Source organism: Bacillus sp. FSL W8-1141 (genome assembly GCF_038593205.1).
Lineage (GTDB): Bacteria > Bacillota > Bacilli > Bacillales > Bacillaceae > Bacillus > Bacillus altitudinis.
In genome coordinates this window covers 2,524,804-2,538,548 of record NZ_CP151973.1, presented here as the reverse complement: position 1 = coordinate 2,538,548, position 13,745 = coordinate 2,524,804, and the positions used below count along the sequence as shown (strand labels likewise).

Sequence of the window (13,745 nt, the reverse complement as noted above, 5' to 3'; positions counted from 1 at the left end):
GAGGTTATCAATATGCTATTCAAAAAGCTATCAGAAAATAAGTCTGTAAAATGGATAGGATATACAAGCTTTTACTTACTTATTTTGCTATTATTGTTCTTTATTTACGGATTCCATACAGCAAATACGGGATCATTCATTTACAACGATTTTTAATTGGAGATTAAACTATGAAACTATTACACACGATTCATGAATACCAACAAACGAAACCGACACAGCCAGCATTTGTTTCTCAACATGCTTCGATCACATATGATGAGCTTTGGCGTCTATCAGACCAAATGGCTGGTGCGATTGATACAGTCGCAACTGACAGTGCACCTGTCATTGTATACGGTCATATGGAGCCAGAGATGCTGATTTCTTTCTTAGGCACTGTGAAATCAGGCAGACCCTATATTCCGGTCGACATTTCAATACCTGCTGAACGTATCGTCTCAATTATTGAAAGCTCAAAAGCGAGTCTATTGATTTGTGCAAATGAGCAGAATGTATTAGATGTAGAAGAACACATTGAAGTAAAGAGTGCGGCATCGCTGTTATCGCTTGAAAAAGAAGCACCGCCATCCACGCAGTGGGTTCAACAAGATGATGTTTTCTACATTATTTATACGTCTGGCAGTACCGGAAAACCGAAAGGCGTTCAGGTAACAGCCAGCAATTTAGAAAGCTTTACAGGATGGATGTGCAGCGACTTCCCAATCGGCGAGGGGTGCACGTTCTTAAATCAAGCGCCGTTTTCTTTTGACTTATCAGTGATGGATCTCTATCCAGCGCTTCAATCAGGCGGCACGCTTTACTGTTTAGTGAAAGATCTTGTGAATAAGCCAAAGGATATGTTTGCAGCGCTTGGTCAATCTGACGTTGAAGTGTGGACATCAACACCTTCCTTTGTGCAAATGTGCTTAATGGATCCTTCCTTTACAGGGGAGCTTTTACCAGAGTTGAAAGTTTTCTTGTTCTGCGGAGAGGCACTTCCTGTCTCTGTAGCAAGTGCGCTTCTTGAGCGTTTTCCTAAGGCGCAGGTCTTTAATACGTATGGTCCGACTGAAGCAACTGTTGCGATCACATCGATTGAAGTCACCCAGGCCATTCTTGATCAGCACGATTCTTTACCAGTGGGTTATGCCAAACCGGATACAGATATCGTCATATTAGATGAAGAAGGCAAGACACTCCCTGATGGGGAAAAAGGGGAAATTGTCATCGTTGGGCCAAGCGTCACGAGAGGCTACTTAGGTGAACAAGCCTTAACGGATAAAGTGTTCTTTGAATACGAAGGACGCCCTGCTTACCGCACCGGTGACGCAGGTGTGGCGCAGGATGGTTTGATTACGTGCCACGGTCGTCTGGACTATCAAATTAAGCTACATGGATACCGGATGGAGCTTGAAGAAATTGAATATCATGTGAGCGAGACAACGTATGTCAATGCTTGTGTGATTGTGCCATTCCAGCCAAACGGGCATGTGGAGTACTTAATTGCAGCAATTGTCCCAACTGAGCATTCCTTTGAAAAAGAATATCAGCTGACAAGTGCGATTAAGAAAGAAATGGCGGATTCACTTCCTGCGTACATGATTCCAAGAAAGTTTGTCTACCTTGAGCAGCTGTACATGACGCCAAACGGGAAGGTTGACCGTAAAAGAATCGCGAAAGAGGTTCTTCTATGATTCCGTTTAGTTCATTCTTTTTCTTCATTCTAATTGGTATTCTTCTTTTGCCGACGATGATTCTTGGTCTTCGCGGCAAAAGAATGCAGGGCTACAACATGTTTGCAACGGTTGTGGCACTCGCGCTTATTTTCTCAAAGGATGCACATGGCGCATTGCTGCTGTTCTTGTTTACAGTGTGGCAAGTCTTGATCATCCGCCTATACCTTGCGTACCGGCTGAAGGCGAACCGTGCGTCTGTCTTCTATATGGCAGTGGTGGCATCGATTTTGCCGCTTGTACTATCAAAGATTTTACCGTTCTTTTTAACTCATCAGCCGCATCAACCGCCGCCAATGAACTGGCTGAGCTTTTTGGGGATCTCGTACTTAACATTTAAAGGTGTTCAGTTAATTATCGAGACGAGAGACGGCTTGATTAAAAAGAAAATTCCGATTCACCGTTTGGTCTATTTCATCGTCTTTTTCCCGACGATTTCATCAGGTCCGATCGATCGTTATCGCCGGTTTGAAAAGGATATGGATACACCGCCTGAAAAAGAAGCGTACAGTGACCTTCTATATGCAGGGATTCATAAAATTTTTATTGGGTTCTTATATAAGTTCATTATTGGTTATCTCATTCACACATATATTCTCATGAATATTCATCACATTAGTAGCAGTCACTTTGTTCAACAGTTAACGTATATGTATGCGTACAGTATGTATTTGTTCTTTGACTTTGCTGGATATACAGCATTTGCTGTAGGTGTGAGTTATATCATGGGTATTAAATCACCAGAAAACTTTAATAAACCGTTTATCAGCCGTAATATTAAAGACTTCTGGAATCGCTGGCACATGTCGCTATCCTTCTGGTTCAGAGATTATGTGTTTATGAGATTTGTGTTCTTTATGACAAAGAAGAAGTGGATCAAGAACCGAATGGCTGTATCAAATATTGGGTACTTTGTCCTCTTTCTATTGATGGGTGCTTGGCATGGTCTCGCCCTTCAATACATTATTTACGGACTATACCATGCAGTTGTGATGTCCGGTTACAATTTATTTGAGAAGTGGAATAAAAAGCACAAGTGGTGGCCGGATAATAAGGTCACAATGGTTGTGTCGATCATTATTACATTCCATGTGATTTGTTTCGGATTTTATATTTTTTCAGGAAAACCATTTCATCATTAATGATTAAGGGAGTAGAAAATTATGGAATTTAAAAATCAAGTATACGGTATTATTGCAGAGGTTTGTCAGGACGACGTTGTGAAAGAAAATCCAGAGATTGCAATTTTTGACGAAGGTCTTCTAGATTCATTTGGTACAGTAGAACTACTTATGGCAATTGAAAGTCAACTTGGAATTACTGTTCCGATTACAGAGTTTGATCGTGATGTGTGGGATACACCGAATCACATTGCTGAGCAGCTGGCAGAGATGAAGTAATGAAAAAGCGTTTTTTTGGGCCGCTTATTTTAGCGGCTGTTCTATTCATTGGTGTTCTTCTTGTACCAAATGCATGGCTCTCACATCTGATCCCAAAAGACAAATTACAAAAGTCAGCCACAGAATTAGATCCAGGGATGTTCCAAGGGCTTTATTTACAAGATGAAATGCTAAAAGATCCAACTTATTTGCCGATCTATGGATCTTCTGAACTATCACGTTTTGATCCATATCACCCTTCGAATTTCTTTCATGAAAATCCTCAAGGGTTTACACCTTATCTTGTTGGAAAAGGTGGATCGCAATCATTAATTCATGCCATGAACTTTGCAGCGCATATGGATGAATTAAAAGGGAAAAAGCTTGTGTTTATCGTGTCCCCGCAGTGGTTTGTCAAAGGGGGATCAGACGAGAATCACTTTGCTCCTAACTATTCAGCGCTTCAGGCGCTTGATCTTGCTTATAATAAAGAAATTGATCCAGCTGTGAAAAAAAAGCTCATCAAAAGGATCATGAAGTTTAAGGCAGTAAAGAACGACATGGTCATCACAGAGCTTTTTAAAGCAGAGCTTTCTGGGAACAAATTCGCTTATGGCGCGATTTCTCCTATTGCAAAAATGTATTATGGCATGCTTCAAAAGAAAGACATGTACTATACGATCGGGTCTGGGCATGAGCGCAAGCATCGTCCGTCTCCTTCAGTGAAAGGGAAAACATGGACTGAGCTTGAAAAAGAAGCGAGCGTCTTAGGATCTGAAAAAGCAGGGGACAACCCGTTTTATATTGATCAGAGACTGTTTGATCGTAAGCTGAAGCCGATCATGAAAAAGATGAAGGATTCTCGTCGTGACAATTCTTATGCAGCATCACCTGAATATAAAGATTTCCAGATCATGCTGGATATTTTAAAACAGGCAGGGGCGAAGCCTTTATTCGTGACGATTCCCGTCAACGGAAAATGGTATGATTACACTGGTTTTCCGAAAGAGGGACGTACAGATTATTATCAAAAAATCAATCGTCAAATTCGAGATAATGGGTATGAAGTCGCAGATTTGACTTCGCATGAGTATGACCCATATTTCTTTAAGGACACGATTCATGTGTCGTATAAAGGATGGGTATACATCGATAAGGCGATCGAAAAGTTTTACAAAGAGCAGTAGATTGCAGCAGCTTTCTGCTGCTTTTTGTTTGTCGAATGAGTGGATTTCTTGTATAACTAAGGTGGAAGGGCTATGCTGAATATGGAGGCGATACGATGAATCGTTCTGAGAAAAAAGAACTATTAAAGCGTTCAAAGAAGCATTTTAATGATCATGCCTTTTGGGAAAAGTTAAAAAAGACGGCACAAAAAGCTGGAGTTTCTCTTGTCTATGCTGTGTTATTACTTTATTATACATTGCAAAAACCCGCAGTACCGGTTAAAGCAAAGACCCTCATCATTGGGGCGCTAGGGTACTTTATCCTTCCGATTGACCTGATCCCTGATACATTGGTGGGGATCGGCTACACAGATGATCTAGGCGCCATCACATTTGCTCTGCTTCAAGTCGCAATGTACATTGATGACGATGTCAAAGGAAAAGCAAAAGACAGGCTGGGAAAATGGTTCGGTGAAAAAAGCGATACGTCTTTCATTGATCAAAAGCTTGAAGATGGCGGTATGCCGTCTGCTTAAAGAAAAGCCTCCTAAACGGGGGCTTCAGCGTGTAGACAAACCCTCGCATTCTTTGTCAGTCCTGCGCTCCGGTGCTTGTTCTTCCTAGACTTCAAGGGTTTTCAACTACGCTGAAAAAAAGACAAAGGGCTAAAATAAAGTTCATTTTAGCCCTTTGTCAACAATCTATAGCCTCCTAAACGGAGGTTTTTTTCATTATCCTAAAAATTTCACGCAAACCGGATGCGGAACGGTGATGTCTGATTGTAAGACAGTGAGTCGACCGGTTTCTTTGTCACGTTTGTATAACACAAGATTACTAGATTCTTGGTTTGAGCCGACGAGAAATTCTTCTGTTGGATCAAGGACAAAGTCTCTAGGCCAATTTCCTTCAGATGAAGCAATTTCAACGAGGCTTAGTTTGCCGTCATGATCTGCTTTGAAAATGGCAATGCTGTCATGTCCACGATTTCCTGCATACACAAAGTGACCGTCAGAAGACACATGAATGGCGCTGCCTTGATTATTCTCTGTGAAGTCATTAGGAATGGTTGCGATCGTTTGGATCTCTTCGAAATGACCATCTTCAAAGTAACGAAGTACAATGACCTCTGAGCTGAGCTCTGTCATCACATAGGCCACAGGCTTCGTTGGGTGGAATGTAATATGACGAGGGCCGCTGCCTGGTTTTGTTTCAAATGTATGGGCAAGCTCAAGTTTGCCGTTTTCTTTCTTATACGTATAAATTCCGTCTGTGCCAAGGTCAATAGCTACTGCAAATTGTTCATCAGGTGTCAAACCCATAAAGTGAGTGTGCGGTTTTTCTTGACGGTCTTCGTTTGGTCCAGTACCTTCATGCTGCGCCTGTGATAGCGTGCGGATCACTGAGCCATTTTCAGCATCGATTTCATACATCTCTGCTGTTCCTTTATGATAGTTTGCTGTAAACGCCGTTTTCGTTTGGCTGTCCACGCTGACGTGACAAGGAGAAGCCCCATCGGCAAGCTCTTGGTTGATGAAACGAAGTGCGCCGGTGTCGGCATCAATTTGATACGCAGCAAGACCGCCTTGTGCTCCTTCTTTCACAACAGCATACACAAACTTTTGAGAATCTGAGACAGTTAAATATGTAGGATTTTCAAGTTCTGCAGCCACTTCTACTTGTTCAATCTGCTGCTTGTCCGTATTTAAAGTAAAAGAATAGATTCCTTTGCTGTCTCCTTTTGTATACGTTCCGATATAACCTCTGATGTTAGCCATGTATTGCCCTCCTTCTATTAGATGCTCTCATTCTATCACAAATTCATAGGAAAACGCTTTAGAAAGGCATGCTGAAGGAAAAAACAAACGCAATGAAATCTCACAATATTCTTCAAAAACCGTGTAAAAAAATATCACAAAAGCTTGTTCAAAAGAAAACCGTTCATGTAGAGTAAATAAATTGAAGAAAAAATACAAAAAATTTTAAGTTTTTTCATTCCTTGTCTAGCAAAGGTGTAAGCGTATACATTTTATTTTGATTAGTCTAAATTGTCTAATAATTTTAAAAATGCTGTTGACACTGTATGGAAAGCGGCGTAAGATGGGTTCAACAAAAGCAAACAGACACGCAGAGTAAGCGTGAGACACTTCAATATAAAGTGTCTGAAAATTCAACTACTTTTTGTTTGAAAGAGAGGGTGCTCACTGAAGATGGAAGACCAAAAGGAACAGTGGATCTTTTTAAACGATGAACTCGTGAAAAAAGAGGATGCGAAAATTTCAGTTTATGATCATGGCTTCTTATATGGTGACGGTGTGTTCGAAGGAATACGTGTTTATAACGGAAATATCTTTCGAATGAAAGAACATTTAGACCGCCTGTATGATTCCGCTAGATCCATTATGCTGAACATTCCATATTCACTTGAGGAGCTCACTGAAAAAATGATTCATACAGTTGAAAGGAACGGCCTAAAAGATGCCTATATCCGCCTTGTTGTCTCAAGAGGAGCCGGTGATCTTGGCTTAGATCCAAACAACTGTGGGAGAGCCAATACAGTGATCATTGTAGAGCCGCTGGCCATCTTTCCAAAGCACCTATATGAAACAGGTATTGATATTGTGACAGTACCAACGAGGCGAAATCGTCCTGACGTACTAAGTCCAAAAGTGAAATCATTAAACTATTTGAATAACATCCTTGTCCGAATCGAAGCCCATATGGCCGGTGTGAGTGAAGCGCTGATGCTGAACGATCAAGGGTACGTGGCAGAAGGTTCTGCAGACAATGTGTTTATTTATAAAAAAGGTAAGCTCTATACACCGCCAGGTTATATCGGCGCTCTTGAAGGCATCACAAGAAATGCCATCATGGAAATCGCAGAAGACTTAGGCTACGAAGTGAAAGAAGAACCTTTCACAAGACATGATGTGTATACAGCTGAAGAAGTCTTCCTGACAGGAACCGCTGCCGAAGTCATCGCTGTTGTAAAAGTTGACGGCCGTATCATTGGCGAAGGAAAACCAGGGTTCCACACAAACAAACTTCTTGAACAATTCCGCAAGCGAGTCGTTGAAGAAGGAGAAAAAGTAGTCTTTACCGATGAAAACATTCACGCAAGCTAAATAGATATCGATAAACGTTGAAGAGGACTAGTAGCTTTAGAGTCAGTATCTACAGAGAGCCGGTGCTAGCTGGAAACCGGTGTTACTTTCTAAAGTGAACTCACCTCTGAGTGTCTGCTTGAAATGATAGTAGGGCAGACCGAGTGACATTGCATCACTCGTTACCAAAATGGATGAAAGATGTCCATGAGACGGCAGCATGATTTGCCGTGAACAAGGGTGGTACCGCGAAAAACAAAGCTTTTTCGCCCCTTTGACCTAGTGAAAAGTAGTGTCATTGTGGGGTGAGAAGGCTTTTTTATATGGTCTCATATCTCTATCTTGAATGGAAAAGGGTGAAAGGACTTGACTGAAGCAAGACAAAGAGGAGGAAATCAAATGGGGACAAATGTACAAATGGAGACGGAAAAATCAAATGCACCACAAACGATGAACGGTGCACTCATGTTAATTGAAGCACTCAAAAGAGAAAAAGTAGAAGTCATTTTTGGTTATCCTGGCGGAGCTGTTTTACCGATCTACGATAAAATTTACGATTCTGGTTTATTTCATGTCCTGCCAAGACATGAGCAAGGAGCGATTCACGCAGCGGAGGGATACGCAAGAGTATCTGGTAAACCAGGCGTTGTTATTGCCACATCAGGACCGGGGGCAACAAACCTAGTCACAGGAATTGCGGATGCGATGATTGATTCACTACCTATGGTTATCTTCACTGGACAGGTGGCAACCTCAGTCATTGGATCAGATGCTTTCCAAGAAGCAGATGTACTTGGTATCACAATGCCAATCACAAAACACAGCTATCAAGTGAGACGTCCAGAAGAGTTACCGGGTGTCATTAAAGAGGCATTTCACATCGCAACAACCGGCAGACCTGGTCCAGTCTTGATTGATATTCCAAAAGATGTCGCTGGCATTGAAGGGACATTTGAATACGATCAGCCAATCGACTTGCCAGGTTATCAGCCGAAAATTGAGCCGAATTATTTGCAAATTCGCAAGTTAGTAGAAGCTGTAAGCAGAGCAAAGAAACCAGTTATTCTAGCAGGAGCTGGCGTTCTTCACGGCAAAGCGTCGGAAGAATTAAGGCAATATGTAGAGCAGCAACAAATCCCTGTCGCTCATACATTGCTTGGGCTTGGTGGATTCCCAGCAAAGCATCCTCTTTTCCTAGGAATGGCGGGTATGCACGGCACATATGCAGCGAACATGGCACTACATCAATGTGACTTACTCATTTCAATCGGAGCGAGATTTGATGACAGGGTAACCGGCAACCTCAATCATTTTGCAAAGCATGCGAAGGTTGCTCATATTGACATCGACCCAGCGGAAATTGGTAAAAACATTCACACCCATATCCCAGTTGTTGGTGACAGTAAGCTAGTGCTTCAAGAACTGATCAAGCAGGACGGGAAAAAAGGTGAATCAGACGAGTGGAAGAGCCAGCTAAATCAGTGGAAGGAAGAATATCCACTCTGGTATGTCGAAAACGAAGCTGAAGGCTTTAAGCCTCAAAAGCTGATCGAATACATTCATCAATTTACAAAAGGTGAAGCCATTGTGGCAACTGATGTCGGACAGCACCAAATGTGGGCTGCGCAGTTCTATCCATTCGAAAATGCCGATAAATGGGTGACATCTGGTGGGCTTGGCACAATGGGATTTGGTTTACCGGCAGCGATTGGCGCGCAGCTAGCTGATCAAGAGGCAACGGTTGTGGCGATTTTAGGAGACGGAGGTTTCCAAATGACCCTGCAAGAACTTGCCGTTATCCGTGAGCTGAACCTTCCAGTGAAAGTGATTGTTCTCAATAATCACAGTCTTGGAATGGTAAGACAATGGCAAGAAATTTTTTACGAAGAACGCTACTCACATTCTAAATTTTCAGAGCAGCCAGACTTCGTGAAATTATCTGAAGCTTATGGCATTAAAGGGATCAGAATCTCATCAGACGAAGAGGCGCAAGAAAAGCTAGAAGAAGCATTAACGTCTAGAGAGCCTGTTTTCATCGATGTCAATGTAGCGAGAGATGAGAAAGTATTCCCGATGGTAGCACCGGGGAAAGGACTTCATGAGATGGTGGGGGTGAAACCTTGAAAAGAATTATTGTGTTGACTGTATTAAATCGATCAGGCGTACTGAACAGAATCACAGGCCTTTTTACCAAAAGACACTACAATATTGAAAGCATTACGGTCGGCCATTCTGAGATTCAAGATGTATCACGCATCACGTTCGTCGTCCATGTAGACCAGGAGAAAGACATCGAACAGCTGACAAAACAGCTGAACAAACAAATCGATGTCCTCAAAGTAACGGATATTACAAACCAATCAATCGTTCAGCGAGAGCTGGCTTTGATAAAAGTCGTATCTGCACCAGCATCTAGAATGGAGATCACGGGGGTCATTGAACCTTTTAGGGCTTCTATTGTAGATGTGAGCAGAGAAAGTGTCGTCATTCAGGTGACAGGTGAGTCTTCAAAAATTGAAGCACTCATTGAATTACTTAAGCCATACGGCATTAAAGAAGTCGCCAGAACTGGCACCACGGCCTTTGCGAGAGATAATCAGCAAAAGCCGCAAACAAATAAAACAATTTCAATTGTCTAAACAAAAGGAGAGAGTCAAATGGTAAAAGTATATTATAACGGTGATATTCAAGAAAACGTATTAAACGGTCAAAAGGTAGCTATCATTGGTTACGGATCACAAGGTCATGCACATGCATTGAACTTAAAAGAGAGCGGCGTAGATGTCATTGTCGGCGTAAGAAAAGGCGGATCTTATACAAAAGCACAAGAAGACGGTCATCAAGTATTCACAGTAAAAGAAGCAGCAGCACAAGCAGATGTCGTCATGGTATTACTTCCAGATGAGCAGCAAAAGAAAGTATATGATGAAGAAATCAAAGATCAATTAGAAGCAGGGAATTCACTTGTATTCGCACACGGATTCAACGTTCACTTCCATCAAATTGTTCCTCCAAGTGACGTAGATGTGTATCTTGTGGCTCCAAAAGGTCCAGGACATCTTGTAAGAAGAACATATGAGCAAGGCGCTGGTGTACCTGCACTATTTGCTATCTATCAAGATGTATCAGGTCAAGCGAAAGACAAAGCACTTGCTTATGCAAAAGCAATCGGCGGAGCAAGAGCGGGCGTTCTTGAAACAACATTTAAAGAAGAAACAGAAACGGATCTATTCGGTGAGCAGGCAGTTCTTTGTGGAGGTCTTACTTCATTAGTAAAAGCAGGTTTTGAAACATTAACAGAAGCTGGTTATCAGCCGGAGCTTGCATACTTCGAGTGTCTGCATGAACTGAAATTGATCGTTGACCTTATGTATGAAGAAGGATTAGAAGGTATGAGATATTCCATCTCTGATACAGCGCAGTGGGGTGACTTCGTATCAGGACCACGCGTTGTGGATGCAAAAGTAAAAGAATCAATGAAAGCAGTCTTGACTGACATCCAAAACGGAACATTCGCGAAAGAATGGATTGTTGAAAACCAAGTGAATCGTCCACGTTTCAATGCGATCAATGCAAATGAAAATGAGCACCAAATTGAAATCGTCGGCAGAAAGCTTCGTGAAATGATGCCTTTCGTTAAACAAGGAAAGAAAAAGGAAGCGGTGAGCGTCGGTGCGAAAAATTAATTTTTTTGACACAACACTTCGAGATGGAGAGCAATCACCAGGAGTGAACTTAAATGCACAAGAAAAGCTAATCATTGCAAAGCAGCTTGAGCGCCTTGGGGTTAATATCATTGAAGCGGGTTTTCCCGCTTCATCCCGAGGGGATTTCTTAGGCGTACAAGAAATTGCAAGAACGATTAAGAACTGTTCAGTTGCAGGACTTGCACGATGTGTGAAAGGTGACATTGATGCTGCATGGGACGCATTAAAAGATGGAGCTCAACCAAGAATACACGTCTTTATTGCGACTTCTGACATTCACCTCAAGCATAAGCTAAAGAAAACACGTGAAGAAGTGGTTGAACAAGCTGTTTCAATGGTGAAATATGCGAAAGAGCGCTTCCCGGTTGTTCAGTGGTCAGCAGAAGATGCATGCCGGACAGATCTTTCTTTCCTAGCAGAAATTGTAGAAAAAGTGATCGACGCAGGCGCAAGTGTTATTAACTTGCCTGACACTGTTGGATACCTAGCACCAAAAGAGTACGGAAATATCTTTAAATATATGAAAGAACACGTTCCAAATATCGATCAAGTCATCTTGTCAGCACACTGTCATGATGATTTAGGAATGGCTGTAGCGAACTCACTTGCTGCCATTGAAAATGGAGCAGATCAAATTGAAACAGCTGTCAACGGTATTGGAGAGCGCGCAGGAAATGCTGCTTTAGAAGAAATTGCAGTTGCCCTTCATATTCGCAAAGACTTTTACCAAGTCGAATCAACCATTCAGTTGAATGAAATTAAGCGCACAAGTGATGTAGTGAGCAAATACTCAGGTATGATTGTACCGCGTAATAAAGCAGTCGTTGGAAACAATGCATTTGCCCATGAATCAGGTATTCACCAAGATGGATTCCTCAAAGAAAAAACAACCTATGAAATTATCTCTCCAGAGCTTGTAGGCGTCACAACAGATGTGCTTGTCCTTGGTAAACACTCCGGAAGACACGCGTTTAAAGACCGCTTAAAAACACTCGGCTTTAAATTGACTGAAGAAGAAATCAATAAGTTCTTCGAAACGTTTAAGAACTTAACAGAGAAGAAGAAAGAAATCACAGATGATGATTTAATCTCTATTATATTAGAAGAAAAAGTAGCAGACCGTAAAATCGGCTATGAATTTGAAAGTCTTCAAGTTCATTATGGGACAGAGCAAATGCCGACAGCAACAGTCTCTCTTAAAAATCAAGAAACGCAGGAAGTCATTCAAGAAGCAGCTACAGGTGCAGGCAGTGTAGAAGCTGTGTACAACACGCTTGAGCGCTGTATGGAGGAAAGAATTCATTTGCTAGATTATCGTATTCAATCCAATGGAAAAGGCAGAGACGCACTAGCGGAAGTATATGTCACTGTTTCAATAGAAGGAAAAGAAACAGCAGGACGCGGTGTAGCGCAAGATGTGCTGGAAGCATCGGCTAAAGCTTACGTCAATGCAGTGAATAGACATTTAATCTTTAAATCAAACCTAATAGAAATTGAGAAACATCACGCCATCTCATAAGAAAGGAGGAAGGGACTCATGAAAAAGAAAATTGCACTTTTGCCCGGCGATGGAATCGGACCGGAAGTCGTCACATCAGCCGTCGCTGTCCTGAAAGAGACAGCGGCTCAATTTCAACACGAATTTGAATTTGAAACAGCTCTCATTGGCGGTATAGCGATAGATGAAAAAAACAATCCGCTCCCTAAAGAAACAGTAGAAGTGTGCAAAAGCGCAGATGCGATTTTATTAGGAGCCGTTGGCGGACCGAAGTGGGATCAAAACCCACCAGAACTTCGCCCAGAAAAAGGCTTGCTCTCCATTCGCAAACAGCTGGACTTATTTGCGAACATCCGCCCTGTCAAAGTATTTGATAGCTTGAGTGAGGCTTCACCGTTAAAACAAGATCACATTAGCGGAGTAGATTTCGTCATCGTTCGTGAATTAACTGGAGGCCTCTACTTTGGCGAACCAAGTGAGCGCTACACGGATGATGAAGGAAAAGAAGCTGCGGTTGATACACTTCTTTATACAAAGGAAGAGATTGTTCGTGTATTAAAAGAAGCGTTCGACATGGCGTTAACGAGACGGAAAAAAGTAACGTCTGTGGATAAAGCAAATGTTCTCGCTTCGAGTAAACTATGGCGGGATGCGGTAGAAGAAGTTGCATCCCAATATCCAGATGTCGCATATGAGCACATGCTCGTCGATAATGCCGCGATGCAGCTTATTTATAAGCCCGCTCAATTTGATGTCATCGTGACAGAGAATATGTTTGGTGACATTTTAAGTGACGAAGCATCTATGATTACTGGCTCACTCGGCATGCTGCCATCTGCTAGTTTATCAAGCACCGGCCTTCATTTATATGAGCCGATTCATGGTTCAGCACCCGATATTGCGGGGCAAAATGTCGCAAACCCTCTGGCTACTATATTGTCAGCAGCCAGCTTGCTTAGAACATCCTTTGCTTTAGAAGACGAAGCTGCTGCAATTGAAGCAGCTGTGGAAGCGGTTCTTGCCTCTGGCAAACGAACAAAGGACCTAGTATCAAAAGAGGGAACGTATGAAACGACTGATGATATCACGAAAGCCGTTGTAGATGCACTCAAACAACGAACGAAAACCATTGTATAAATAGAAATCTTGTTGAATTAGGTAGAGGGAGGAAAAAGGGTT

13 protein-coding genes and 1 other annotated feature are annotated in these 13,745 nt (G+C 42.1%); of the genes, 12 read left to right on the top strand and 1 reads right to left on the bottom strand.

Annotation, left to right across the window (positions count from 1 at the left end):
* Window positions 1-6 precede the first annotated feature (6 nt).
* The 6 genes from NSQ52_RS12950 to NSQ52_RS12925 all read left to right on the top strand — a co-directional run bounded on the left by NSQ52_RS12950 (window position 7) and on the right by NSQ52_RS12925 (window position 4,796).
* Entirely contained in the window at window positions 7-156 is a 150-nt protein-coding gene (locus NSQ52_RS12950; protein ID WP_024427820.1) for a teichoic acid D-Ala incorporation-associated protein DltX, read from the top strand.
* 14 nt (window positions 157-170) lie between these two features.
* Window positions 171-1,676 (top strand): D-alanine--poly(phosphoribitol) ligase subunit DltA, encoded by a 1,506-nt coding sequence (gene dltA, locus NSQ52_RS12945; protein WP_217967936.1) that lies wholly within the window; start codon window positions 171-173, stop codon window positions 1,674-1,676.
* A complete protein-coding gene (dltB, locus tag NSQ52_RS12940) occupies window positions 1,673-2,857 on the top strand; it encodes a D-alanyl-lipoteichoic acid biosynthesis protein DltB (protein WP_035391213.1) in 1,185 nt (394 codons plus the stop codon). Before dltA ends, dltB begins: the two co-directional genes overlap by 4 nt.
* 21 nt (window positions 2,858-2,878) lie before the next feature.
* Complete coding sequence (dltC, locus tag NSQ52_RS12935) at window positions 2,879-3,115, top strand: D-alanine--poly(phosphoribitol) ligase subunit 2 (RefSeq protein WP_003216498.1); 237 nt, start codon at window positions 2,879-2,881, stop codon at window positions 3,113-3,115.
* A complete protein-coding gene (gene dltD / locus NSQ52_RS12930) occupies window positions 3,115-4,281 on the top strand; it encodes a D-alanyl-lipoteichoic acid biosynthesis protein DltD (RefSeq protein WP_144679859.1) in 1,167 nt (388 codons plus the stop codon). The genes dltC and dltD overlap by 1 nt, the downstream gene beginning before the upstream one ends.
* Before the next feature lie 95 nt (window positions 4,282-4,376).
* Complete coding sequence (locus NSQ52_RS12925; protein WP_326110774.1) at window positions 4,377-4,796, top strand: YkvA family protein; 420 nt, start codon at window positions 4,377-4,379, stop codon at window positions 4,794-4,796.
* Between the two features lie 195 nt (window positions 4,797-4,991).
* Here NSQ52_RS12925 and NSQ52_RS12920 read toward each other — a convergent pair whose 3' ends face one another.
* Complete coding sequence (locus tag NSQ52_RS12920) at window positions 4,992-6,035, bottom strand: lactonase family protein (RefSeq protein WP_144679861.1); 1,044 nt, start codon at window positions 6,033-6,035, stop codon at window positions 4,992-4,994.
* Between the two features lie 432 nt (window positions 6,036-6,467).
* On the opposite strand from NSQ52_RS12920, the gene ilvE reads away from it, so the two are divergent.
* The 6 genes from ilvE to leuB all read left to right on the top strand — a co-directional run bounded on the left by ilvE (window position 6,468) and on the right by leuB (window position 13,703).
* Entirely contained in the window at window positions 6,468-7,382 is a 915-nt protein-coding gene (ilvE, locus tag NSQ52_RS12915) for a branched-chain-amino-acid transaminase (RefSeq protein ID WP_008342856.1), read from the top strand.
* An 8-nt stretch (window positions 7,383-7,390) separates the two neighbouring features.
* Window positions 7,391-7,638, top strand: a binding site (T-box leader).
* Between the two features lie 122 nt (window positions 7,639-7,760).
* Complete coding sequence (ilvB, locus tag NSQ52_RS12910; protein ID WP_047946274.1) at window positions 7,761-9,485, top strand: acetolactate synthase large subunit; 1,725 nt, start codon at window positions 7,761-7,763, stop codon at window positions 9,483-9,485.
* On the top strand, window positions 9,482-10,000 hold the full coding sequence (ilvN, locus tag NSQ52_RS12905) for an acetolactate synthase small subunit (RefSeq protein WP_007501584.1): 519 nt from the start codon (window positions 9,482-9,484) through the stop codon (window positions 9,998-10,000). The genes ilvB and ilvN overlap by 4 nt, the downstream gene beginning before the upstream one ends.
* A gap of 18 nt (window positions 10,001-10,018) precedes the next feature.
* Window positions 10,019-11,047 (top strand): ketol-acid reductoisomerase, encoded by a 1,029-nt coding sequence (ilvC, locus tag NSQ52_RS12900; protein WP_007501581.1) that lies wholly within the window; start codon window positions 10,019-10,021, stop codon window positions 11,045-11,047.
* Window positions 11,034-12,587, top strand: a complete 1,554-nt coding sequence (locus tag NSQ52_RS12895; RefSeq protein WP_008342850.1) for a 2-isopropylmalate synthase — start codon at window positions 11,034-11,036, stop codon at window positions 12,585-12,587. Before ilvC ends, NSQ52_RS12895 begins: the two co-directional genes overlap by 14 nt.
* Window positions 12,588-12,605: 18 nt before the next feature.
* Entirely contained in the window at window positions 12,606-13,703 is a 1,098-nt protein-coding gene (gene leuB / locus NSQ52_RS12890; protein ID WP_274660649.1) for a 3-isopropylmalate dehydrogenase, read from the top strand.
* Window positions 13,704-13,745: the final 42 nt, after the last annotated feature.